General features: G+C 63.5%; 22 protein-coding genes, 4 tRNA genes and 1 pseudogene. 12 read left to right on the top strand and 15 right to left on the bottom strand.

Features of this window, described 5'->3' with window-relative positions:
- Positions 1 to 156: 156 nt before the first annotated feature.
- From clpX to ABIB24_RS11840, 4 genes are all read right to left on the bottom strand, one after another.
- Positions 157 to 1440, bottom strand: coding sequence for an ATP-dependent Clp protease ATP-binding subunit ClpX (gene clpX / locus ABIB24_RS11855; RefSeq protein WP_025338419.1), 1284 nt, complete (start codon positions 1438 to 1440; stop codon positions 157 to 159).
- Positions 1441 to 1548: 108 nt separating this feature from the next.
- On the bottom strand, positions 1549 to 2190 hold the full coding sequence (clpP, locus tag ABIB24_RS11850) for an ATP-dependent Clp endopeptidase proteolytic subunit ClpP (protein WP_003259400.1): 642 nt from the start codon (positions 2188 to 2190) through the stop codon (positions 1549 to 1551).
- Between the two features lie 91 nt (positions 2191 to 2281).
- On the bottom strand, positions 2282 to 3595 hold the full coding sequence (tig, locus tag ABIB24_RS11845) for a trigger factor (RefSeq protein WP_015269696.1): 1314 nt from the start codon (positions 3593 to 3595) through the stop codon (positions 2282 to 2284).
- A 247-nt stretch (positions 3596 to 3842) separates the two neighbouring features.
- A complete protein-coding gene (locus tag ABIB24_RS11840; protein ID WP_025338418.1) occupies positions 3843 to 4142 on the bottom strand; it encodes a DUF6388 family protein in 300 nt (99 codons plus the stop codon).
- A gap of 206 nt (positions 4143 to 4348) precedes the next feature.
- Here ABIB24_RS11840 and ABIB24_RS11835 point away from each other — a divergent pair, with 206 nt between their 5' ends.
- Both ABIB24_RS11835 and ABIB24_RS11830 read left to right on the top strand, forming a co-directional pair.
- A complete protein-coding gene (locus ABIB24_RS11835) occupies positions 4349 to 4705 on the top strand; it encodes a type II toxin-antitoxin system RelE/ParE family toxin (protein WP_025338417.1) in 357 nt (118 codons plus the stop codon).
- Complete coding sequence (locus ABIB24_RS11830) at positions 4702 to 5004, top strand: helix-turn-helix domain-containing protein (RefSeq protein WP_137163459.1); 303 nt, start codon at positions 4702 to 4704, stop codon at positions 5002 to 5004. The genes ABIB24_RS11835 and ABIB24_RS11830 overlap by 4 nt, the downstream gene beginning before the upstream one ends.
- Before the next feature lie 73 nt (positions 5005 to 5077).
- Here ABIB24_RS11830 and ABIB24_RS11825 read toward each other — a convergent pair.
- The 4 genes from ABIB24_RS11825 to ABIB24_RS11810 form a co-directional block, all read right to left on the bottom strand.
- A tRNA-His gene (locus ABIB24_RS11825) sits at positions 5078 to 5153 on the bottom strand.
- Between the two features lie 44 nt (positions 5154 to 5197).
- A tRNA-Leu gene (locus ABIB24_RS11820) sits at positions 5198 to 5282 on the bottom strand.
- Between the two features lie 52 nt (positions 5283 to 5334).
- A tRNA-His gene (locus tag ABIB24_RS11815) sits at positions 5335 to 5410 on the bottom strand.
- A gap of 41 nt (positions 5411 to 5451) precedes the next feature.
- Positions 5452 to 5528, bottom strand: a tRNA-Arg gene (locus ABIB24_RS11810).
- Between the two features lie 271 nt (positions 5529 to 5799).
- Here ABIB24_RS11810 and folD point away from each other — a divergent pair.
- The gene (gene folD, locus ABIB24_RS11805) at positions 5800 to 6654 is read left to right on the top strand and encodes a bifunctional methylenetetrahydrofolate dehydrogenase/methenyltetrahydrofolate cyclohydrolase FolD (protein ID WP_025338415.1); all 855 of its coding nucleotides are present in this window, start codon (positions 5800 to 5802) and stop codon (positions 6652 to 6654) included.
- 186 nt (positions 6655 to 6840) lie between these two features.
- On the opposite strand, the gene ABIB24_RS11800 is transcribed toward folD, so the two are convergent.
- From ABIB24_RS11800 to ABIB24_RS11775, 6 genes are read right to left on the bottom strand one after another with little or no spacing between them, the layout of a single operon-like run.
- Complete coding sequence (locus ABIB24_RS11800; RefSeq protein ID WP_013971878.1) at positions 6841 to 8580, bottom strand: ABC transporter substrate-binding protein; 1740 nt, start codon at positions 8578 to 8580, stop codon at positions 6841 to 6843.
- A 39-nt stretch (positions 8581 to 8619) separates the two neighbouring features.
- Positions 8620 to 8892: a DUF2160 domain-containing protein gene (locus tag ABIB24_RS11795; protein ID WP_013971877.1), complete on the bottom strand. Its 273-nt coding sequence runs from the start codon at positions 8890 to 8892 to the stop codon at positions 8620 to 8622.
- A gap of 12 nt (positions 8893 to 8904) precedes the next feature.
- Entirely contained in the window at positions 8905 to 9705 is an 801-nt protein-coding gene (locus ABIB24_RS11790; protein WP_013971876.1) for a carbohydrate ABC transporter permease, read from the bottom strand.
- Between the two features lie 3 nt (positions 9706 to 9708).
- A complete protein-coding gene (locus ABIB24_RS11785) occupies positions 9709 to 10572 on the bottom strand; it encodes a carbohydrate ABC transporter permease (protein WP_013971875.1) in 864 nt (287 codons plus the stop codon).
- On the bottom strand, positions 10569 to 11678 hold the full coding sequence (locus ABIB24_RS11780; RefSeq protein ID WP_137163457.1) for an ABC transporter ATP-binding protein: 1110 nt from the start codon (positions 11676 to 11678) through the stop codon (positions 10569 to 10571). The genes ABIB24_RS11785 and ABIB24_RS11780 overlap by 4 nt, the downstream gene beginning before the upstream one ends.
- Complete coding sequence (locus ABIB24_RS11775) at positions 11678 to 12772, bottom strand: ABC transporter ATP-binding protein (protein WP_354316476.1); 1095 nt, start codon at positions 12770 to 12772, stop codon at positions 11678 to 11680. The genes ABIB24_RS11780 and ABIB24_RS11775 overlap by 1 nt, the downstream gene beginning before the upstream one ends.
- A 224-nt stretch (positions 12773 to 12996) precedes the next feature.
- Here ABIB24_RS11775 and ABIB24_RS11770 point away from each other — a divergent pair, with 224 nt between their 5' ends.
- The 7 genes from ABIB24_RS11770 (at position 12997) to ABIB24_RS11740 (ending at position 21064) form a co-directional block, all read left to right on the top strand.
- Positions 12997 to 14745 carry a sigma-54-dependent Fis family transcriptional regulator gene (locus ABIB24_RS11770; protein WP_354316475.1) on the top strand — a complete coding sequence of 583 codons (1749 nt, stop codon included), beginning with the start codon at positions 12997 to 12999 and terminating at the stop codon, positions 14743 to 14745.
- 220 nt (positions 14746 to 14965) lie between these two features.
- Positions 14966 to 16030: an ornithine cyclodeaminase gene (gene ocd / locus ABIB24_RS11765; RefSeq protein WP_289515200.1), complete on the top strand. Its 1065-nt coding sequence runs from the start codon at positions 14966 to 14968 to the stop codon at positions 16028 to 16030.
- 162 nt (positions 16031 to 16192) lie between these two features.
- A complete protein-coding gene (locus ABIB24_RS11760) occupies positions 16193 to 16672 on the top strand; it encodes an Lrp/AsnC family transcriptional regulator (protein ID WP_025338409.1) in 480 nt (159 codons plus the stop codon).
- Positions 16673 to 17014: 342 nt separating this feature from the next.
- Positions 17015 to 18325 (top strand): C4-dicarboxylate transporter DctA, encoded by a 1311-nt coding sequence (locus ABIB24_RS11755; RefSeq protein WP_108480307.1) that lies wholly within the window; start codon positions 17015 to 17017, stop codon positions 18323 to 18325.
- A gap of 44 nt (positions 18326 to 18369) precedes the next feature.
- Positions 18370 to 19074, top strand: coding sequence for a FadR/GntR family transcriptional regulator (locus ABIB24_RS11750; RefSeq protein WP_025338408.1), 705 nt, complete (start codon positions 18370 to 18372; stop codon positions 19072 to 19074).
- A gap of 16 nt (positions 19075 to 19090) precedes the next feature.
- The gene (locus tag ABIB24_RS11745; RefSeq protein WP_137163452.1) at positions 19091 to 19759 is read left to right on the top strand and encodes a GntR family transcriptional regulator; all 669 of its coding nucleotides are present in this window, start codon (positions 19091 to 19093) and stop codon (positions 19757 to 19759) included.
- Between the two features lie 243 nt (positions 19760 to 20002).
- Positions 20003 to 21064, top strand: coding sequence for a hypothetical protein (locus ABIB24_RS11740; RefSeq protein ID WP_025338406.1), 1062 nt, complete (start codon positions 20003 to 20005; stop codon positions 21062 to 21064).
- A gap of 122 nt (positions 21065 to 21186) precedes the next feature.
- Here ABIB24_RS11740 and ABIB24_RS11735 read toward each other — a convergent pair whose 3' ends face one another.
- A complete protein-coding gene (locus ABIB24_RS11735) occupies positions 21187 to 21615 on the bottom strand; it encodes a PACE efflux transporter (protein WP_137163451.1) in 429 nt (142 codons plus the stop codon).
- 102 nt (positions 21616 to 21717) lie between these two features.
- Between ABIB24_RS11735 and ABIB24_RS11730 the strand changes: the two genes are divergently transcribed.
- Both ABIB24_RS11730 and mcpA read left to right on the top strand, forming a co-directional pair.
- A complete protein-coding gene (locus ABIB24_RS11730; protein ID WP_137163450.1) occupies positions 21718 to 22596 on the top strand; it encodes a LysR family transcriptional regulator in 879 nt (292 codons plus the stop codon).
- Between the two features lie 97 nt (positions 22597 to 22693).
- Positions 22694 to 23770, top strand: a pseudogene (gene mcpA / locus ABIB24_RS26835) (methyl-accepting chemotaxis protein McpA); the annotation flags it as partial.
- Positions 23771 to 23815: the final 45 nt, after the last annotated feature.

Raw genomic sequence — 23815 nt, 5'->3', positions numbered from 1 at the left:
CCTCTACAGCGGCCTTATGGCCGGAAACCGGTGGAAATGATGCTTGGACCTAATGTGGGGGCACGCTTGGGAAATTACAAGCGCTAGCGCAGGAAAAGCAGAAAGGGGCCCGTAGGCCCCTTCTTGCTTGCAACCGTCAACCGGCCATTGCCTGGATCAGGCGTCCGGTGCGGCCTTGGCTTGCGGCTCGCTGTTCTCGTAGATCATCAGCGGCTGCGAGGTGCCATCGATGACGCTCTCGTCGATCACCACCTTGCTGACATCCTTCTTCGAAGGAATCTCGTACATGGTGTCGAGCAGCACGCCTTCGAGGATCGAACGCAGGCCACGGGCGCCGGTCTTGCGCTCCAGGGCCTTGCGCGCCACGGCCTTGAGCGCATCGCTGCGGAACTCGAGGTCGACGCTTTCCATCTCGAACAGCTTGGCATACTGCTTGGTCAGGGCGTTCTTCGGCTCGGTGAGGATCTGCATCAGCGCAGCCTCGTCCAGCTCGTCGAGGGTTGCCAGTACCGGCAAGCGGCCGACGAATTCCGGGATCAGGCCAAACTTGACCAGATCGTCCGGCTCGACCTCACGCAGGGACTCGCCAACCTTCTTGCCCTCTTCCTTGCTGCGTACTTCGGCGCCAAAACCGATGCCACCCTTGGTGGAGCGGTTCTGGATGACCTTTTCCAGGCCCGAGAAGGCGCCACCGCAGATGAACAGGATGTTGCGGGTATCGACCTGCAGGAATTCCTGTTGCGGGTGCTTGCGGCCGCCTTGCGGCGGAACCGAGGCCACGGTGCCTTCGATCAGCTTCAGCAGTGCCTGTTGCACGCCCTCGCCCGAGACGTCACGGGTGATGGACGGGTTGTCCGACTTGCGCGAAATCTTGTCGATCTCGTCGATGTAGACAATGCCCATCTGGGCCTTTTCCACGTCGTAGTCGCACTTCTGCAACAGCTTCTGGATGATGTTCTCGACGTCCTCACCCACGTAACCGGCTTCGGTCAGGGTGGTGGCGTCAGCAATGGTGAACGGTACGTTCAACAGGCGTGCAAGGGTTTCGGCGAGCAGGGTCTTGCCCGAGCCGGTTGGCCCGATGAGCAGGATGTTGCTCTTGCCGAGTTCGACTTCGTCACCCTTCTTGTCACGCTGGTTCAGGCGCTTGTAGTGGTTGTACACCGCTACGGCAAGCACCTTCTTCGCGCGTTCCTGACCAATGACGTACTGGTCCAGGATACCGCTGATTTCTTTCGGCGAAGGCAATTTGTGCGCGCTGCTCTCGGCCTGGGCTTCCTGCACCTCCTCACGGATGATGTCGTTGCACAGGTCGACGCACTCGTCGCAGATAAATACCGAGGGCCCGGCAATCAGTTTGCGCACTTCGTGCTGGCTTTTGCCGCAGAAGGAGCAATAAAGCAATTTGCCGCTGTCCTCGCCGTTACGGGTGTCAGTCATTCGATCGATCCAATCCGGTAGGCTTGCAACACAAGATGAAGGCAATTGCGGGCTTTTTCAAGTCCGCAGGTAGGCGCTTTCGGCGCCCACCTGCTCTGGCACCCCGGTTCAGGAGGCCAGTTGCCGCTTGTCGTAGACCGAGTCGATCAGGCCGTACTCGGCCGCGCGCGAGGCGCTCATGAAGTTGTCACGTTCGGTGTCGCGCTTGATGGTCTCGAGATCCTGGCCGGTGTGGTAGGCCAGCAGCTCGTTCAGGCGGGCCTTGATATTGAGGATTTCCTGGGCGTGGATCTCGATATCGGTGGCCTGACCCTGGAAGCCGCCCAGCGGCTGGTGGATCATCACGCGCGAGTTCGGCAGGCAGTGACGCTTGCCCTTGGCACCTGCAGCCAGCAGGAAGGCGCCCATGCTGCAGGCCTGGCCGATGCAGATGGTCGAGACGTCCGGCTTGATGAACTGCATGGTGTCGTAAATCGACATGCCGGCGGTGACGGAACCGCCCGGCGAGTTGATGTACAGATGGATATCCTTGTCCGGGTTTTCCGCTTCAAGGAACAGCAGTTGCGCGACGACGAGGTTGGCCATGTAGTCCTCTACCGGGCCAACCAGGAAGATCACACGCTCCTTCAACAGGCGCGAGTAGATGTCGTAAGCGCGTTCGCCACGGGCGGACTGCTCGATAACCATCGGGACCAGGCCGCCTGCGGCCTGGATGTCAGAGCTCTGCTGAATATAAGAATTGCGGGACATGTCCTGCGCTCACTCCCAAATAGTCATGGCTTGAATACGCACAAGCCAGCTCGAAGGCTGGCTTGTGGGGGTTTCCTACGAGAGAAGCCTGTTACTCAGCGGCGGCTGGAGCCTGTGCTGGTTTAACGGCATCTTCGTACGAGACCGACTTGTCGGTCACAGTCGCTTTCTGCAGAACAGTATCTACAACTTGTTCTTCCAGCACAACCGAACGGACTTCGTTCAGTTGCTGGTCGTTCTTGTAGTACCAGGCGATGACCTGCTCAGGCTCTTGGTAAGCCGAAGCCATTTCTTCGATCATTTCGCGAACCTTGCCTTCGTCCGGCTTCAGCTCGAACTGCTTGACCACTTCGGCCACGATCAGGCCCAGGACCACACGGCGCTTGGCTTGTTCTTCGAACAGCTCGGCCGGCAGTTGCTCAGGCTTGATGTTGCCACCGAACTGCTGAACAGCCTGCACGCGCAGACGGTTGACTTCGTTTTCCAGCAGGGCCTTCGGCACTTCGATCGGGTTGGCAGCCAGCAGACCGTCCATGACCTGGTTCTTCACCTTGGCCTTGATGGCCTGGCGCAGCTCACGCTCCATGTTCTTGCGAACTTCGGTGCGGAAGCCTTCCAGGGTCGATTCCTTGATGCCGAACTGGGCGAAGAACTCTTCGTTCAGCTCTGGCAGCACAGGAGCAGCAACGCTGTTGACGGTGATGGTGAACTCGGCGGCTTTGCCAGCCAGGTCCAGGTTCTGGTAGTCCTCAGGGAAGGTCACGTTGACAACGCGCTCTTCGCCAGCCTTGGCGCCAACCAGGCCGTCTTCGAAGCCTGGGATCATGCGGCCGGAGCCCAGTACCAGCTGGGTGCCCTTGGCCGAACCACCGGCGAACACTTCACCGTCGACCTTGCCGACGAAGTCGATGTTGACCTGGTCGTCGTTCTGCGCGGCGCGCTCGACGGCCTCGAAGCGGGTGTTCTGCTTGCGCAGCACTTCCAGCATGTTGTCCAGGTCGGCGTCAGCCACTTCGGCGCTCAGGCGCTCGACGCTGATCGACTCGAGGCCGCCAACGGTGAACTCCGGGAACACTTCGAAGATGGCGACGAATTCCAGGTCCTTGCCCTTTTCGAAGGACTTCGGCTCTACCGCAGGGGCGCCAGCCGGGTTCAGCTTCTGCTCGACAATGGCTTCGTAGAAGGAAGCCTGGACCAGGTCACCGAAAGCCTCTTGACGGGCATCGGCTTCGAAACGCTGACGGATCACGCTCATCGGCACTTTGCCTGGGCGGAAGCCGGCAACCTTGGCGCGCTTGGCAGTCTGTTGCAGACGCTTGTTGACTTCGTTCTCGACGCGCTCGGCCGGAACGGCGATGGTCATGCGGCGCTCGAGAGCGGAAGTGTTTTCAACAGAAACTTGCATGGATATTCCTCGTTGCACAGACGTTAGCCGGCGTTAGCCCGACTCCAGAATCAAGGGCAAGCATTCTAGTGAGTCGCGCAGCAGAAGTCACCCCACTCGGGACGACGGGAAACCACGCCGGTCGATTAACTTTCAAGGCCCGCACGACATAACGCCGGGCCTGTTTCAATGGGGGCCGCACGACGCCCGGGGCGACCTGCAGCCGAAATACCTTGTCAAACAACTACCAGGAACGAATTCGCTGCCTTTATTCAGGGTCGATTTCGTTGAACTGGCAGTACTCCTCCCACTCCATCCCCAGCGCCTCAGCTACCTCGCGGTGCGTCTCCAGGCGCATGGCCTGCAGCTGCTCGGGGGTTTCGGCGATCAGTTGCAGGGCCAGCTCCCAAGGCTGGATACCCTGCTCCTCGGCCGCATCCTCGAACGCCCACTCGATCTGCTGGGCCTGCTCGCGCGCATCCAGCTCACGGATCTCTTCGAGCAGCTGCGGATTGGCCTCGGCAAAGCGCTGTAGCGCCAGGGCCTGACGGGCTTCTTTTGCGATCATCGGGCTGTTCCTCTGCCGGCCAAATGGGCCGGTGTTTCAACCGGCTGAAATCTAACAGCTTTTATTGGGATGTCACTAGAGGATTGCAAGGGCCGGGCTCGATTGATTTGCAACCCGGCGAACACTCCTACAGCGCTGCGGGAAACACGCTATCGCACAAGCGATTGCCCTGCGCTTGAATGGAGTACCTTTTTTGGTACACTTCCATGGACAGGAACGCAACAACACTAGAAGTCCGCTTCTTTCGCACCGAAGCCGGCAGTGAGCCTGTACGCGAATGGTTGACCTCACTCCCCCGCACCCACAAACACCTGATTGGAACCGAGATCAAGACAATACAAATCGGATGGCCGCTAGGCATGCCCATTGTCAGGAAGCTCGGGAAAGGCCTATGGGAGGCCAGGGTCAACCTTGAGAACACGATCGCCCGGGTTCTTTTTACCGTGGATGGAAACACCATGGTCCTGCTTCACGGCTTCATCAAGAAGAGCCAGAAAACACCAGCGCCGGACCTGGCCGCCGCCAGGCAGCGCCAAGCCGCCATAAAGAGGCACAAGCAATGACCACACATATCGGCTCCGACTTCGACGACTTCCTGGCAGGCGAGGGCCTTGCAGAGGAGGTATCCGCAGCTGCCCTGAAGCGCTTGATCGCCTGGCAGATCGCTGAGGCCATGAAAGCGCAGAAGATCAGCAAGAAGGCATTGGCCGAGCGCATGCACACCAGCCGCACTGCGGTTGACCGGGCGCTCGACCAGAACGACCCAGGCATGACACTGGCAACCCTGGCCAGCGCAGCGCGCGCCCTCGGGCATCGCGTAGAGGTGCGCCTGGTACCGGTAAACAGCCCTGCCCTCGCCTGAGCGCAGCGCCGCCAGATCAGGGCGCAAAACAAAAAGGCGCCCGATCTCACGATCAAGGCGCCTTCGAAGAATATGGGGTGGACGATGGGAATCGAACCCACGACAACTGGAATCACAATCCAGCGCTCTACCAACTGAGCTACGCCCACCATATTGCGGTCTTGCGATGTTGCGGTACAGCCTTACAGAAGCATGGTGCGGACGAAGAGACTCGAACTCTTACAGCTTGCGCCGCTGGAACCTAAATCCAGTGTGTCTACCAATTTCACCACGTCCGCGTAACGCTTAAAACAAAGGCGCCAGATGCTATCGAGGCGCCTTTGAAGAATATGGGGTGGACGATGGGAATCGAACCCACGACAACTGGAATCACAATCCAGCGCTCTACCAACTGAGCTACGCCCACCATATTGCATTACAGCCTACTTGCTTGCCAAAGCTGCCTAATGGCGCACCCGGCAGGACTCGAACCTGCGACCATCCGCTTAGAAGGCGGATGCTCTATCCAGCTGAGCTACGGGCGCTTAAGCTTGAAGCCTAACCGAACGAGACCTTAACAGGTAACTGCTAAACCACTCATTCTGCCCGACTTAGCCAACCAGTGCTAGGCTGTGCCCGACAAGTGCGGCGAATCTTATAGGCGGGCCTGATAGTCGTCAACACCTTTCTCAAAAAAATTTAAATTATTTAAGGGCTTAGGGGATTTGCCCGACCACCCGCCTTTGCCCTTGGCCCATGTCGTGCGAGAATGCGCCCTCTTTAATTGTTTCCTTCTCGATGGTTAATCACGCGTCTATGACTGCACACCTAATCGATGGCAAGGCGATCGCCGCCAGCCTGCGCCAGCAGATCGCTCAACGTGTCGTGGAGCGTCGCCAGCAAGGCCTGCGTACGCCGGGCCTGGCGGTGATCCTGGTCGGCACCGACCCCGCCTCCCAAGTCTATGTCTCGCACAAGCGCAAGGACTGCGAAGAGGTCGGCTTCATTTCGCAGGCGTTCGACCTGCCCAGCGAAACCACGCAGCAGGCCCTGACCGAGCTGATCGACCGCCTCAATGACGACCCGGCCGTCGACGGTATCCTGCTGCAGTTGCCGCTGCCGGCGCACCTGGACGCCTCGCTGCTGCTCGAGCGCATCCGCCCGGACAAGGACGTGGACGGCTTCCACCCGTACAACATCGGCCGCCTGGCCCAGCGCATCCCGCTGCTGCGCCCGTGCACGCCGAAGGGCATCATGACCCTGCTGGAAAGCACCGGCCAGGACCTGTACGGCATGAACGCGGTCATCGTCGGCGCCTCCAACATCGTTGGCCGCCCGATGGCAATGGAGCTGCTGCTGGCCGGCTGCACAGTGACCGTCTGCCACCGCTTCACCAAGGACCTCCCCGGCCATGTCGGCCGCGCCGACCTGGTGGTAGTGGCCGCAGGCAAGCCGGGCCTGGTCAAGGGTGAGTGGATCAAGGAAGGTGCCATCGTCATCGACGTGGGCATCAACCGCCAGGAAGACGGCAAGCTGGTCGGCGACGTGGTCTACGAGACCGCCCTGCCGCGCGCCGGCTGGATCACGCCGGTGCCGGGCGGCGTCGGGCCGATGACCCGCGCATGCCTGCTGGAGAACACGCTGTATGCGGCGGAAGAGCTGCACAAGTAATACCGCGTGACATGAAAACGGCACCTCTGGCAGGTGCCGTTTTTTTTGCCCGTGATCAATGCATTGGCTTCACCGGCCTCTTCGCGGGTGAACCCGCTCCCACAGGTTGCGCGCCGTCCCAGAAGATGGCGATATCTCTGTGGGAGCGGGTTTACCCGCGAAGAAGCCGGCGCGGTATTCAGCCGGTCACTTCCTCGCCGCCTCCCACGACTTCAGCAGTTCGTTGTAGCTGACCGTCTCGCCCTTGGGCTTTTCGTTGGCCAGTTTCGGCTTCGGCGCCCCGGGCTGGTCGAACCAGTACTGGGCGTCCTTCTCCGGGTTCAGCTTCGGTGCGCAGGTGGCCTGGGCGTTGGACCGCTGCAAGCGCTCCATCATCCGGTCCTGGTCGCGGGCCAGGCCGTCCAGCGCTTCCTGCGGGGTCTTCTCGCCACTGGCCACTTCGGCGATGTGGCTCCACCACAACTGCGCCAACCGCGGGTAATCCGGCACGTTGGTGCCGGTCGGTGTCCACTGTACCCGCGCCGGGCTGCGGTAGAACTCCACCAGCCCGCCCAGCTTGGGCGCCAGCTCGGTCATGGCCTGGGAGTTGATGTCCGATTCGCGAATCGGCGTGAGGCCGACGATGGTCTTTTTCAGCGACACGGTCTTGGAGGTGACGAACTGGGCGTACAGCCACGCAGCCAGGCGTTGCTTCTCGGGGGTGGACTTGAAGAAGGTCCACGAACCGGTGTCCTGGTAGCCCAGCTTCATCCCCTCCTCCCAGTACGGCCCCTTCGGCGAAGGCGCCATGCGCCACTTCGGCGTGCCGTCAGCGTTCACCACCGGCAAACCGGGCTTGGTCATGTCGGCGGTAAACGCGGTGTACCAGAAGATCTGCTGGGCGATGTTGCCCTGGGCCGGCACCGGGCCGGCTTCGGAGAAGGTCATGCCCTGGGCTTCCTTGGGCGCATAGGCACGCATCCAGTCCACGTACTTCTGCGTGGCATACACGGCGGCCGGGCCGTTGGTGTCGCCGCCACGGGTCACGCTGGACCCCACCGGGTGGCAGTCCTCCACGCGAATGCCCCATTCGTCTACCGGCAAACCATTGGGCAGGCCTTTGTCGCCGCCACCCGCCATGGAGAACCAGGCATCGGTGAAGCGCCAGCCCAGCGACGGGTCTTTCTTGCCGTAGTCCATGTGGCCATAAACGCGTTTGCCGTCGATTTCCTTGACGTCTTCGGTGAAGAACCTGGCAATGTCCTCGTAGGCCGACCAGTTCACCGGTACGCCCAGCTCGTAGCCGTACTTTTCCTTGAACCTGGCCTTCAACTCGGGCCGCTCGAACCAGTCGGCACGGAACCAGTAGAGGTTGGCGAACTGCTGGTCGGGCAGTTGGTAGACCTTGCCATCCGGCGCGGTGGTGAAGGAAATGCCGATGAAGTCCTTCAGGTCCAGGGTCGGCGAAGTGTAGTCCTTGCCTTCGTTGGCCATCAGGTCGGTGATCGATTCAACCTTGCCGTAGCGAAAGTGCGTACCGATCAGGTCGGAGTCGTTGACCCAGCCGTCATAGATGTTCTTGTCCGACTGCATCTGTGTCTGCAGCTTTTCCACCACGTCGCCTTCCTGCAACAGGTCGTGGGTCAGCTGTATACCGGTGATCTCGCTGAAGGCCTTTGCCAGCACCTTGGACTCGTATTCATGGGTGGTGATGGTTTCCGACACCACGTTGATCTTCATGCCGCGGAACGGCTCGGCAGCCTTGATGAACCACTTCAACTCGGCCAGCTGCTGTTCTGGGGTAAGGGTCGAAGGCTTGAACTCACTGCCGAGCCACTTCCTTGCCGCATCCTCGTACTGGTCGGCCCAGGCTGTGCCCTGCACGCTGGCCAGTACCAGCAACGCGGCCAGGGTCAAATGTCGCCTGTTGTACTTGTTGTCGAACATTGTGATCTCCCGTTTCAGTTATCCCACAGGGCCGCTCGCTCAGCCCCAGCGCAGCACCACCACCAGCCACGCCAGCGACAGCAGCGAGGCCACCCACAATGGCCACTCGCTGACGCCAACCACCAGCAAATGCAGGTAGGCGCTGGCCAGCAGGCCGATGAACAAGCGGTCGCCACGGCTGGTGACCAGCGGCAGGAAGCCGCGTCGCTCCACGCAGGGGCGGCGCAGTTCGAGCAGGGTCATGCCCAGCAGCAGCACGCCAACGGCGGCGAAGAACAGCGCCGTCGGCAAGGTCCAGGCCATCCACTCCATGCCTTGCCCTCCTCACACCCGGCCCAGGGCGAAGCCCTTGGCCACATGGTTGCGCACGAACCAGATCACCAGCATGCCCGGCAAGATGGTCAGTACCCCCGCCGCCGCCAACACGCCCCAATCGATGCCCGAGGCCGACACGGTACGGGTCATCACAGCGGCGATCGGTTTGGCATTCACCGAGGTCAGGGTGCGCGCCAGCAGCAGCTCGACCCAGGAGAACATGAAACAGAAAAACGCTGTCACGCCGATGCCGGAGCCAATCAGCGGGATGAAGATCTTCACGAAGAAGCGCGGGAAGCTGTAGCCGTCGATGTAGGCTGTTTCGTCGATTTCCTTCGGCACACCAGACATGAACCCTTCGAGGATCCACACCGCCAGCGGCACGTTGAACAGGCAGTGGGCCAGGGCCACGGCGATATGGGTATCGAACAGGCCGATCGACGAATACAGCTGGAAGAACGGCAGCAGGAACACCGCCGGTGGCGCCATGCGGTTGGTCAGCAGCCAGAAGAACAGGTGCCGGTCCCCGAGGAAGCGGTAACGCGAGAAGGCATATGCCGCTGGCAGCGCCACCAGCAGCGAAATCAGCGTGTTCAGGCACACGTAGTACAGCGAATTGATGTAGCCGCTGTACCAGCTGGCATCGGTGAAAATCACCCGGTAGTTGTCGAGGGTGAACGCCTGTGGCCACAGGGTCAGGCCGCCGAGGATTTCGGTGTTGCTCTTGAACGACATGTTCAGCAGCCAGTAGATCGGCACCAGCAGGAAGAAGAAGTACAGCAACAGGGCCAGCGATTTGCGCGTGCTCATGGCCTAGTCCTTGTCGGCATGGGTCATGGCTGTGTAGAACAGCCACGAAACCAGCAGGATGATCAGGAAGTACACCAGCGAGAATGCCGCCGCCGGGCCCAGGTCGAACTGCCCCACGGCCATGCGCGTGAGGGTCTGGCTGAGGAAGGTGGTGGCGTTGCCGGGCCCGCCACCGGTCAGCACGAAGGGCTCGGTATAAATCATGAAGCTGTCCATGAAGCGCAGCATCACCGCGATCAGCAGCACGTTCTTCAGCTTGGGCAACTGGATATGGCGGAACACCGCCCAGCCCGAGGCGCGGTCGATGCGCGCAGCCTGGTAGTAAACGTCGGGGATGGCGCGCAGCCCCGAATAACAGAGCAACGCCACCAGCGATGTCCAGTGCCACACGTCCATCACCAGCACGGTCAGCCAAGCGTCGAACGGGTCGCCGGCGTAGTTGTAGCTGACCCCGAGCTTGGCCAGGGTGGCGCCGAGCAGGCCGATGTCGGCCCGGCCGAAAATCTGCCAGATGGTGCCGACCACGTTCCACGGGATCAGCAACGGGATGGCCATGACGATCAGGCACACCGAGGCCATGCGCCCCTTGGTCGGCATGGTCAGGGCAATGGCGATGCCCAGCGGGATCTCGATCAGCAGCACGCAGGCGGAATAGATGAACTGGCGCAGCAGCGCATCGTGCAGCGCCGGGTCGCGCAGCACCTGGCGGTACCAGTCGGCGCCGACGAAGTAGCGGTTGGACTGGTCGAAGATGTCCTGCACCGAGTAGTTGACCACTGTCATCATCGGCACCACCGCACTGAATGCCACCAGCAGGAAGACCGGTAGCACCAGCCACCAGGCCTTGTTGTTCGGCACCTTGTTCATGGCCCGACCTCCAGCAGCACATCGTCGACGTACAGCATCAGCCACTGCGCCGGCAGGCTGACCCAGGCCTGGGCCACCGGCAGTGGGCGGTCCTCGCCCAGGCGCGCCTTGAGCGCGACACCGCCCAGTTCGAGGGTGACGATGCGGTAGGTGCCCAGGTCCTCGACGTCCAGCACCCGTGCCGGGTAGGCATCATCGAACGGGCTGTCCCACAGCTGCACGAATTCCGGGCGAATACCTACCTGCAGGCGTCCACCGCCTGTGGCCGCCAGGCGCTCTCGCAGGTGCTCCCGCAGTTGCCCGGGCAGCACCAGGTGAATATCGCCGAACGCCACCCCGTCCGCTTCGGCGCGTACCTCGATCAGGTTCATCCCCGGGCTGCCGATGAAGTAACCGACGAAGGTATGCCGCGGCCGCTCGAACAGTTCGCGCGGGGTGCCGAACTGGACGATGCGCCCGCCGTGCATCACCGCGATCTTGTCGGCGAACGTCGAGGCTTCCAACTGGTCGTGGGTGACGTAGATCATGGTGATGTTGAACTGCTCGTGAATCTGCTTGAGCTTGCGCCGCAGCTTCCACTTCAGGTGCGGGTCGATCACCGTCAGCGGCTCGTCGAACAGGATCGCCGACACATCATCGCGCACCAGGCCACGGCCCATGGAGACCTTCTGCTTTTCGTCGGCACTGAGGTTGCGCGCCTTCTTGCGCAGCACGGCCGAGAGATCGAGCACCTCGGCAATCTCCTCCACCCGGGCCTGCACCCGGGCTTCGTCCAGCCCCTGGTTGCGCAAGGGAAACGCCAGGTTGTCGAACACCGTCATGGTGTCGTACACCACCGGGAACTGGAACACCTGGGCGATGTTGCGCGCCTGTGGTGACAGCTGGTTGACCGGCTTGCCGTCGAACAGCACCTCGCCGTGGGACGGTGTCAGCAGCCCGGAAATGATGTTGAGCAAGGTCGACTTGCCGCAGCCCGACGGCCCGAGCAAGGCGTAGGCACCGCCCTGCTCCCACACATGCTCCAGCGCGTGCAGGGCATAGTCCGCCTCGCTGGCGGGCTGGCGGCTGTAGCTGTGCGCCAGTTGGCGCAGGCGGATCTCGGCCATCACCCTCTCCTTGCCTGGCGTAGCCCCGGGGCCTGCACCAGCGCCCCGGCGCTGTCGAACACGAACAGCTTGTGGGTGGGGATGAACACGCGGATCGGCGTGTCCACCTGGTATTCGTGCACCCCTGGCAGGTGCAGGATCATGCGCCAGTGTTCGTTGCGCACATGCAGGAAGGTCTCTGAACCACTGATCTCGGCCAGTTCCACCAGCACCGACAGTTCCAGGTCATCGTCGTGGGCCGGCACCAGGCTGATGTGGCTGGGCCGCACGCCAAAGCGGTATTCACCCTCGGCAAGCGGCTGCAAGTCAGCATTGCGGGCAAAATGCACGGCCTGGGCCAGGCTCACGTCGTTGCCGCTGATACGGCCAGGCACCAGGTTGATCGGCGGCTCGGAAAACAGCTCGGCAGCCAGCACGCTGCCCGGGCGCTGGTAGACCTCGGCAGTAGGCCCGCTCTGGACGATACGGCCCTCATGCACCAGGGTGGTGGTACCGCCCAGAGCCAGCGCCTCGTTGGGCTCGGTGGTGGCATACACGGCAATGCAGTGGCGTGCCGCGAACAGTTCGCGCAGTTCCTGGCGCAGGCCCTCGCGCAGTTTGTAGTCGAGGTTGACCAGTGGCTCGTCGAACAAAATCAGCGAGGCATCCTTGACCAGCGCCCGGGCCATTGCCGTGCGTTGCTGCTGGCCACCGGACAGCTCCAGCGGCAGGCGCTGCAGGTAGGCTTCGATGCGCAGCATTTCGGCGGTTTCCTGCACCCGTCGGCGAATTAGGGGCTCGGCCATGCGTGCCTGGCGCAGCGGTGACGCAATGTTCTCGTACACGCTGAGGGTCGGGTAATTGATGAACTGCTGATACACCATCGACACATTGCGCTGGCGCACCGGCACGCCAGTCACGTCCTGGCCATCCATCAGCACCCGCCCCCGGTCCGGGCGATCGAGCCCGGCCATCAGGCGCATCAGGCTGGTCTTGCCAGCCAGGGTGCGGCCCAGCAGCACGTTGAACGAGCCGGGTTCGAAACGCAGTGAGGCATCGACGATCCAGGCCTGGTTGTCGACGCTGCGGCTGACCTGTTCCAGCACCAGGGACATGGCGTGGCCTTCTTGTGGTTTTTGTCTGCCGGGCACAGCCAGTTTCGTGCCAGTTGCGCCGCGAGCGTCTGGCCCGGGGCCTTGCTGGCCACACCGGCCAATCGCAGGTTCACAAGTGAACACAAGCACTGAACAACTGAACACTTGCCGGTTTGACATTGAACAACCGTGCACGACACTGAACAGCGGTCGGCCCCATGACAACAATCACACAGGACAGGCCCATGGCCGCATCCGCTTCGCCCCATGCCCAACTGATCCAGGCCTCCTGGGCCCGCTGCCGCGACCACGGCCTGCAACCCCAGCACGCCCCGGACTTCGACTGCCTGACCCGCGCCGAGCTGAACGCCCTGCTGGAGCAGCGCCAGGCCCTGCTGCACCTGACCCGCGAAGCGGTGCTGCCGCAATATGCGCACCTGCTGGGCAATGCCAGCTACCTGGTGATGCTGGCCGATGCCAGTGGCTGCCTGCTCGACAGCTGGGGCTCGCGGCGGTTCATCGAGCCGCGCCAGCAGCATGGTTTCAGCGCCGGTGCCCACTGGCACGAGCGCGGTGTCGGCACCAATGCGCTGGGCACCGCGCTGGTCTGCGCCGAGGCGATTCACGTGGGCCAGGACGAGCACTTCCTGCGCCAGAACCGCTATATGTCCAGCGCCGCCGCGCCGCTGTTCGACGCCGAGCGGCAGCTGGTCGGGGTGCTCGATGTGGCCAGCGACGGCTACCTGCCCGCCAGTCAGACCCTGGGCCTGGTGCGCATGATGGGCCAGAGCCTGGAGAACCGCCTGATCCTCGCCAAGCATGCCGACCAGCACGCGCAACTGATCTTCAACAGCGCCTCCGACAACCTCGACAGCCCCTGGGCCGGCCTGCTGGTGTTCGATGAGCACGGGCAGGTGCTGGCCGCCAATCACCGGGCCGACACCCTGCTCGGGGGCAACCCACGGCAGCAGAACATCGCGCAACTGTTCCAGTTGCCCCTGCAACAGCTGCTCAGCCATCCCCGGCAACAGCCCTTCGCCCTGCAAGCCACCGGGCGCAACCGCTTTCATTGCCAGTGGCAGCCGCCGCGCGAGGCCCCCGGCCGCCCCGCCGCCAGCAGCGCCGAGCCACGCCTGGAGAAGGCCCTGGCGCAGGCCGGCCTGCTGCTGGAAAAGGACATTCCGGTGCTGGTGCAGGGGGAAACCGGCGTAGGCAAGGAGGTATTCGTCGATACCCTGCATCGGGCCAGCAGCCGCGCCAGCCAGCCGCTGATCGCCGTCAACTGCGCGGCGATCCCGGCCGAGCTGGTGGAGTCGGAACTGTTCGGCTACGACAAGGGCGCGTTCACCGGTGCCCACCAGAAGGGCAACCCGGGGCTGATCCGCAAGGCCCACCACGGCATCCTGTTCCTCGACGAAATCGGCGACATGCCGTTGCCCACCCAGGCCCGCCTGCTGCGCGTGCTGCAGACGCGCAGTATCCAGCCATTGGGCAGCGGCGAACCGGTGGCGGTGGATATCCGCGTGGTGTCGGCGAGCAACCGCGACCTGGCCGAAGAAGTGCGCGCCGGGCGCTTTCGCCAGGACTTGTATTACCGCATCGCCGGGCTGGCGGTGGTGTTGCCGCCGCTGCGCGAGCGCAGTGATCGCCGACAGCTGATCGAGCAGGTGCATGCGCGCTACCGCGACCCCGGGCAGCCTGCGCGGCTGCCTGCGGCCATTATCGAGTTGCTCGATCGGCACCCCTGGCCGGGGAATATGCGTGAACTGGTGAGTGTGCTGCAGGTGGCGCTGGCCTTGGCGGGTAATGGGCCGGTTGGCGTCGAGCACCTGCCTGCAGGATTTCTGGCCGAATTGCAGGCCCCCGTGCTGCTTGCCACTGAGGAAGCGGACCTGCACGCGCTGGTGGAGCAAGCCAACGGCAACCTGTCGGCGGTGGCGCGCGGGCTTGGGATCAGCCGCACCACGCTGTACAAGCGGTTGCGTGAGCAGTGATGCTTGATTCCCTGGGGCCGCTTTGCGGCCCAATCGCGACACAAGGCCGCTCCTACACTGGAAAGCATCGCCCACCGTTGCAGCCGATTCGGCTGCCAGCGCAGCGAAATCAGCCAAAGCCGCTGCCGCCACAGCCCATTACAGCCAGCTTTACCTCCCCACCCGCCGCACAATGAAACCAGAGCCCACTCTGGAAGCGTCGACCGCAGGGAGACCCCTCATGACCCGCTATATCGATGTGCAAGACCTGGCCCGCCTGGTCAATCGCAAAGGCCTGCCCACGTGCCTGCTGGAAATGGCCGAGTACATCCGCCAGGACCACCTGCGCTGGCCCGTCTTCGAAAAGTGTGCCCGGGTGGCCAACCATTCAGCGGACGGCGTGATCGAGCTGATGCCAATCTCGGACGCCAGCCGCTACGCCTTCAAGTACGTCAACGGCCATCCGAAGAACACTCGCCATGGCCTGCCCACGGTGATGGCCTTCGGCGCCCTGGCGAGCGTCGATACCGGTGCACCGTTGCTGCTCAGCGAAATGACCCTGACCACCGCCATCCGCACTGCGGCCACCTCGGCCCTGGCCGCCCGCTACCTGGCGCGCGAAGACAGCCGCAGCATGGCGTTGATCGGCAATGGCTCGCAAAGCGAGTTCCAGGCCATCGCCTTCAATGCCCTGCTGGGCATCGATGAAATCCGCCTGTATGACATCGACCCGGCCGCCTCGGCCAAATTGGTCGCCAACCTGGCCAACCGACCCGGCCTCAAGCTGAGCATCGCCAGCTCCGTGGCCGAAGCGGTACGCGGGGCCGATATCGTCACCACGGTGACCGCCGACAAGGCCTGCGCCACCATTCTCACCCCGGAGATGATCGAGCCGGGCATGCACCTGAACGCCGTGGGCGGTGACTGCCCGGGCAAGACCGAGCTGCACCGGGCGATTGTCGAGCGGGCCCGGGTGATCGTCGAATACGAACCGCAGAGCCGGGTGGAAGGCGAGATCCAGCAGATGCCGGCGGACTCGCCAGTGACCGAATTCTGGCGTGTGGTTGCCGGGGAAGCCAAGGGGCGTGAGCGCGCCGAACAGGTGACGCTGTTCGACTCGGTGGGGTTTGCCCTGGAGGATTATTCGGCCTTGCGCTATGTGCTGGATACGGCGCAGGCGCTGGGTATCGGCACGGATATCGGGCTGGTGCCGGTGCTGGAAGATCCGAAGGATTTGTATGGGTTGTTGCAGCCGCGGGTGGTGGAGTTGCGGGCGGTGCCCAAGGCTGGTTCTGTCTGCGCCTGATAGATCCTGGGGCTGCTGCGCAGCCCATCGCGACACAAGGCCGCTCCTACACGAGGACCGCGTATCCCTTGTAGGAGCGGCCTTGTGTCGCGATGGGCCGCGCAGCGGCCCCCTTTACCGCCTAACCTGTCCCATGCCCTCTTCCGAACGAAGCCCAAGCGCATGGACACCAAGGACGCCAACGCCCACCCCCTCGACCGCATCGACGAAGCGATCATCGACATCCTGCGCCATGACGGCCGCATCACCTTCGAGAAGCTCTCCAGCCTCGTCCACCTCACCCCCCGCCCCTGCCTGGAGCGCGTACGCAAGCTGGAGCGCCGTGGCGTGATCCGCGGCTACGGGGCGATCATCGACCTGCAGAAGGTGGCGCCCGGGGTGTCGCTGCTGGTGCTGGTCGCCCTGTCCAACCAAAGCGGGCGGGCCGCGCAGAAGGCCTTCGAAGCCACCCTGCGCAACTGCCCGGAAGTGCACGAGTGCCAGCTGATCAGCGGCCACTTCGACTACAGCCTGCGCCTGCGCTGCCGCGACATGGAGCACTACCGGCTGCTCAGCGAAAGCTGGATGAACGACGACACCCTGCACATCGACAAGCTGGTCGCGCACCCGGTGCTGGCCGAGGTCAAGCCAATGGCTCGCTGACGCGCTATCTCGGCATGGCGCTTGGCAAGCTGATTGCAACGGTGCCCGAGGCACTGGCCAAAGCCTGATCTGATTCATGTGCGCACGCGGTTCGCCGCTGCGATTCACCTGCGAACGGCCGCACTGCGGCCCGATCAACCAGACGCACCGAATTAGAGCGAGGCAGGCTGGATTGCCCCACAACTGGTCAGACCGGTAAGGCCAAAAATCCTTGCAATGTCGGATTTTTCGCGCTTTCATGGCTTCGCGCTGAACAAACCGGTAAGACCACAATAATTAAGTCCTGCGCTCTTTCGCCCCGTGCGGCTACCGAAGCAAGGACACCGATCAGAGATCCCTCCCATGCTCAAATGGTGCTCGCGTTCGATCTTCCTTCAAGTCGTGCTCGGCCTTGCCCTCGGCATCGCCTGCGGTCTCAGCTTCCCCGACCTTTCCCTGCAACTCAAACCCCTTGGCGACGGCTTCATCAAGCTGATCAAGATGCTCATCGGCCTGATCGTGTTCTGCGTGGTGGTCAGCGGTATCTCGGGCGCCGGCGACCTGAAAAAGGTCGGGCGCATCGGCCTGAAGTCGGTGATCTACTTCGAAGTGCTGACCACCCTGGCGCTGGTGATCGGCCTGGTGTTCGCCTTCACCAGCGGCATCGGCAGCGGCGCCAACATCCACCTGGACCAACTGTCCAGCGCCGACGCCAGCAGCCTGGCCGAGCGCGGCCAGCACATCCACGGTGCCACGGCATTCTTCATGGACCTGATCCCCACCTCGGTGATCGGCGCCTTCGCCGACAACAACATCCTCCAGGTGCTGCTGTTCTCGGTACTGTTCGGTAGCGCGCTGAACCTGGTAGGTGACTCGGCAGCCGGCATCTCGCGGCTGATCAACGAACTGAGCCACGTGATCTTCCGCATCATGGGCATGATCGTGCGCCTGGCACCGATCGGCGTGTTCGGTGCCATCGCCTTCACCACCAGCAAGTACGGCCTGGAATCGCTGCAACACCTGGGCGGGCTGGTGGCGCTGTTCTACCTGACCTGTGCCGGCTTCGTACTGATCGTGCTGGGCACGGTCATGCGCCTGTCGGGCCTGAAGCTGCTGCCACTGATCAAGTACCTGCGTGAAGAGCTGACCATCGTGCTGGGCACCGCCTCGTCCGATGCCGTACTGCCACAGATCATGCGCAAGCTCGAGCACCTGGGCATCGGCAGCTCCACCGTCGGCCTGGTGATCCCCACCGGCTATTCGTTCAACCTCGATGGTTTCTCCATCTACCTGACCCTGGCCATCGTGTTCATTGCCAACGCCACCGGCACGCCACTGGCAATGACCGACCTGCTGACCATCCTGCTGGTGTCGCTGGTGACTTCCAAGGGCGCTCACGGCATCCCAGGCTCGGCGCTGGTGATCCTTGCCGCTACCCTGACCGCCGTGCCGGCGATCCCGGTGGTCGGCCTGGTACTGGTACTGGCGGTGGACTGGTTCATGGGCATCGGCCGGGCGCTGACCAACCTGATCGGCAACTGCGTGGCCACCGTGGCCATCGCCCGCTGGGAGAAGGACATCGACCTGGAACGCGCGCACAACGTGCTCGACGGCAAACCCGGCTTCGCCCCCACGCCACGCAAGCAGCCCACCCCCCATCAACAGGAATTCTGAGCGAACGTGGCCGGCACTGATGCCGGCCCTTCCAGGAGCGAACCGTGATCAGCTCATCTACCGTCGTCAACTCAGTGGTGGAAAAACTGCGCCAGGCCCTCGCCCGAGGCCAATGGCGTACCGGCGACATGCTGCCAGGCCAGCGCGAGCTGGCCGAACAACTGGGTATCAGCCGCCCCAGCCTGCGCGAAGCGGTGACCGTGCTGGAAACCCTGGGCCTGGTGCGTTCGCTGCCGGGCAAGGGCGTGCTGGTGCTGGATGCCGATGCCGCCGCCCAGGAACCGGGCGTGGACACCAGCGCCGCAGCCAGCCTGGCCGACGTGCTGGAGCTGCGCTACACCCTTGAGCCTTTCATCGTCGGCCTGGTGGCGCAGTCGGCCAACAGCCAGGACATCGGCCAGCTGCGCCTGACCCTGATGGACATGCGTGAAGCGCTGGAGGCCGATGACAGCGAAGCCGGCGTCAGGGCCTACATCGCTTTCCATGAAGCGCTGTTCGCCCTGACCACCAACCCGATCTTCCAGAGCGTGGTGCAACAGACCGGCAATGCCCTCAAGCAGAGCGCCGACATGCTGCGCAATTCGCCAGAGCACCTGGCCGCGCGGCTGAAGGAAAACGAAGCGGTGGTGCGCGCCATACGTGAGCGCAGCAGCGCCCAGGCCAGTGCCCAGATGCGCCAGCACATCCTGGCCGAAGGGTTGCGCATGGGCATCCCGTTGAACATCCCGGACGAACACCCGCATCCATGACCCCAGGAGAGCGACCATGAACGCCGCCCCTCACTTGCCGGCCCTGCTCGCGGCCGGCGAAACCCGCCTGTCGGCCGAGCAGATCTACCCGCGGCTGTTCGATGCCATTCTCGAACAGCGCCTGCCACCTGGCAGCCTGTTGCCCGAACAGGCGCTGGGCCATGCCTTTGGCGTCAGCCGTACAGTGATCCGCCGCGTGCTCGGGCGCCTGTCCGACCAGCAGGTGGTGGTGCAGCGCCCCAGCCACACTGCGCATCTGGCCGCGCCCGACCCGGAGCAGGCCCGCCAGGTGCTCAGCGCCCGGCGCCTGGCCGAAACCACGCTGATCACCCTGGCCGCGCAACGCGCCCGGCCGGTACAGATTCGCCAGCTGCGACAACTGGTGGAGCGCGAGCGCCAGCACCATGAGAACGGCGAGCGTTGTGCGGCGATCCGCCTGGGCGGCGAGTTTCACCTGAAACTGGCGCAGGTGGCCGCCAATGCGCCACTGGCACGGTTCCTCAACGGCCTGGTGCCGATGACCTCGCTGATCATCGCCCGCTACGAGTCGCCATGCTGCGACCACTGCGCGTGGCAGGAACATGCGGCGATCATCGATGCCGTGGAGCACGGCGATGCCGAGGCAGCGCTGGGGCTGATGCACCAGCATCTCGACCGCCTGGAAGAAAAGCTCGACCTGGAATGACCGATTCAAGCTGACGCCCCCCTTGTAGGAGCGGCCTTGTGTCGCGATGGGGCGCGAAGCGGCCCCAGGATTTCAGCTGTGCAGCAGAAATTGCCGGGGCCGCTTTGCGGCCCTTTCGCGACACAAGGCCGCTCCTACATGGATCGCGTTGGCCGGGCGATGGCTGATGGGCTGCACGGCAGCCCTTCACTCCCCGCCCTATACTCCGAGAACCACCCCAGCCTCTATCAGGGAGGCGGTTGCGTGAGCACTCGAGTCCTCCTGCTGCTGTGCCTGCTGCTGGCCCTGGCCGGCTGCGCAGGCAAGCCGCCACCTGTCCCGCCACCACCGGTGGTGCTCACCCCCGCCGCCTGGCAACGCATCGACCAGGAACTGATCGAAGCCTCGGTCGGCGCCGCCAGCTCGGCCAACGACTATGCCCGGCGCTCCATGCGAGTGTGGAAAGAACAGGTGCAGCAGCGCACCGAAAGCGACTTCATCCCCTGGTTCACCGGCTACTGGACCCAGCAGTGGCTGACCCTCAAGGTGGCCTGGTACAAGATCGACAGTGGTGAAGGCCGGGAGCCGGCGGAAAAGCGCCTGGCGCTGTACCTGCAGGAGCAGTACCACAAGCGGGTGATCGAACCGGTGGCGGAGCAGATCAACCCCGAAGGCATCCGCGACCGTGCCAGCGAGCTGTACCTGCAACTGCTCGGCCAGCAGCTGCCGGCCATCATCAGCCGCTACAACGCGCCCCCCGAGCAGTTCAGCCAGCGCCTCAACCGCATTCCCGCAATCGCCCTGGGGCCGCCGGATGCGCGCAATGCCAGCCTGTACCAACTGCTACGGGCCAAGTCGCTGGCCCAGCAACCGGCCTGGCAAGCCATGCGCCAGCACCTGCACCAGCAGGCCAGCAAAGGCCCCGGCAAGACCGATGTCGGGCTGAACTCGGTGGCCAACCAGGCCAGCGAAAAGCTCGGTGCCACCCTTGCCCCGCGCGGCATCGCCAGTGCCGTGGCGTCGGCGGTGGGCAAGGTGGCGGGGGCGATGATTTCGATTGCGGCGGCCGGTTACGGGATGATGACCCATGACCGCGAACACCCGCAGATGGTCGAGCAGTTGCGGGTGATCCTCAACGTGGCGCTGAACCAGGAATGGCAGGAGCTGATGGAGAACCGCCAGAGCGGGGCCATGTCGGGGGTGTACTACCTGTCGGGGCAGGTCGAGGACAGCTTGCTGGCCAGTGCGCCGCGGCCGGCGGAACAACCGGTCGAGCAGCAGGTGAAGCAGCAACAGGAGCCTTTGATCATACGCCTGCCGCCTTAGTGGTTGACTGTTCCGACCTCTTCGCAGCACAAGGCTGCTCCTACAGGGACCGCACCCGCCTGAAGATTGTGCGGTCGCTGTAGGAGCAGCCTTGTGCTGCGAAGAGGCCGGAACAGGTTGAATCAGGCTGCTGCTAAGGCCGAACTGGGCAAGCCAAAGATCCGATCGAACGCCCAGTTGTAGGCAAAGGTGTAGCACGGCACCAGCACGATGAACGCCATGTCCACCAGCAGCGCCTCCAGCAATGTCATGTCCAGCCACCAGGCAATCAGCGGGATCAGGTACACCACCAGGGTCAGCTGGAAGCCGATGGCATGCACCACCCGCCGTGCCACGCTGCGCCCGCGCTTGGCCTGGCGGCTTTCCCACCACTCGAACAGGGTGTTGTAGATCAGGTTCCAGAGCATGGCGATGGTGGTGATCATCACCGCCAGAGGCCCGGTATGCGACGCTTGGGTGTCCGACAGGTAGGCCAGTCCGAGGGTCGACATGCACAGCCCGATTAGTTCATAGAAAGTCACGTAGACCAGTTTGCGTTTGAGTCCCTGCACCCGGGGTTACCTCCAATGACAAAAGCGATGGGGCGCGATCATGCTTCATCATGCTTGACAGCAAAAGTCAGCAGCTGTCAGATCTACTGACAGGAGGCTGCCATGAACTTTTCCAGCGACAATATCCAGCTGTTTCTCGCCGTGCTCGACCGCGGTTCGTTTTCCGCCGCCGCGCGCGCCCTGCAGCGGGTGCCTTCGGCCGTGAGCATGGCCATCGGCAACCTCGAGGCCGAACTGGGCTACACCCTGTTCGAGCGCGGCCCGCGGGAAGTCCGCCCGACCGCCCAGGCCATGGCGCTGGAACCCCATGCCCGGCTGATCGCCGAGCAGCTGGGGCTGCTGCAGGTGCATGCCCTGGAGCTGTCCCAGGGGCTGGAGAGCAGCCTGACCCTGGCGGTGGTGCCGGACATCGACCACCGCCCGCTGCTGACGGCCATCGCTCGCCTGGGTGAGCGGCACCCGCTGCTGGACATCGCCTTGCTCAGCGCCCCGCAGGAAGAGGCCGTGCACCTGCTGGACAGCGGCCGCGCCGACCTCTGCGTGGCCTTTGCCGGGCTGCAGGTAGATGCCCGGCGCGGCTTCCAGCACATCGGCATGGAGTCGCTGGTGGCCACCCTGTCGCCCGCCCACCCGGCCCTGCGCGAGGGGCGTATCCACTACCTCGAAGACCTGACACGGGTGCGCCAGATCCTGGTGCGCAGCCGTGACCTGCCGCTGGCCGACCCACGCCCGTTGATAGGCGCCACGCACTGGTCAACCGACAGCTTCGACCTCGCCCTGCAGATGGTGGAGGCCGGCCTGGGCTGGGGCGACCTGCCGCTGTCGCGGGTCGCGCCACTGCTGGCCAGCGGGCGCCTGGTGCGCCTGGATTTTCGCAACACCCGCAACGAGCTGCAGTTGCCGGTACACATCTTCTGGCGCAAGCAACAACCGTTGCAGCAGGCTGCACGCCTGTTGATCGAGCAGTTGTGTAGCCAGTGAATGCCGTCCGTCGAAATGACCGTAAGAAATTTCTGTAAGCACTTCAATCTTTTACCCCTTGAGCCGATATCCCGAACGATAGGTTGCGCAATGCGTCATGAGCGTGCTGCGCCCTCCCCTCATTGGCCCAAGGTCTCGAAACATGAACCTGAAATTTCGCCACAAGATCCTGCTCAGCGCCTGCGGCGTCGTAGTCCTGGCATTTGCCCTGTTCACGCTCTACAACGACTACCTGCAACGCAACACCATTCGCCAGAACATCGAAGCTTCGGTGCAGCAGTCCGGCGCACTGACCGCCAGCAGCGTGCAGAACTGGATGAGCGGGCGCATCCTGGTCCTGGAAAACCTGGCCCAGGACATCGCCCAGCAAGGTGCCGGCGACACCCTGGCCGGGCTGATCGAGCAGCCGTCCTATACGCGCAATTTCCTGTTCACCTACCTGGGCCAGGCCAACGGTGTGTTCACCCAGCGCCCCGATACGCAGATGCCGGCCGGTTACGACCCACGTCAGCGCCCTTGGTACGGCGCCGCGGCCAGCGCCGGGCAGACCGTGCTGACTGCCCCGTACCAGGGTGCTGTCGGCGGCCTGATGGTCACCATCGCCACGCCGGTGAAAAGCAAGGGCAATGGCGAGCTGATCGGTGTGGTCGGCGGTGACGTCACCCTCGACACCCTGGTCGAGATCATCAACTCGGTCGATTTCGGCGGCATCGGCCACGCCTTCCTGGCCGACAGCAATGGCCAGGTGATCGTCAGCCCCGACAAAGACCAGGTGATGAAAAACCTCAAGGACATCTACCCCGGCAGCAACCTGCAAGTCGCCGCCGGCATGCAGGATGTCACCCTCAATGGCCAGGACCGCATCATCTCCTTCGCCCCGGTGGCCGGCCTGCCTTCGGCACAGTGGTACATCGGCCTGTCGATCGACAAGGACAAGGCCTACGCCGCGCTCAGCCAGTTCCGCACCTCGGCGATCATCGCCATGCTGATCGCCGTGGCGGCCATCGCCGGCCTGCTCGGCCTGCTGATCCCGGTGCTGATGAGCCCGCTGACCACCATGGGCCGCGCCATGCGCGACATCGCCGAGGGCGAAGGTGACCTCACCCGCCGCCTGACCGTGCAGAACAAGGACGAGTTCGGCGAACTGGCCACTTCGTTCAACCGCTTCGTCGAGCGCATCCATGCCTCGATCAGCGAAGTGTCCTCGGCAACCCGCCTG

Source organism: Pseudomonas sp. UYEF17, assembly GCF_040546125.1.
GTDB classification, from domain to species: domain Bacteria; phylum Pseudomonadota; class Gammaproteobacteria; order Pseudomonadales; family Pseudomonadaceae; genus Aquipseudomonas; species Aquipseudomonas putida_Z.
This window is presented reverse-complemented; position numbering and strand designations above follow the sequence as displayed.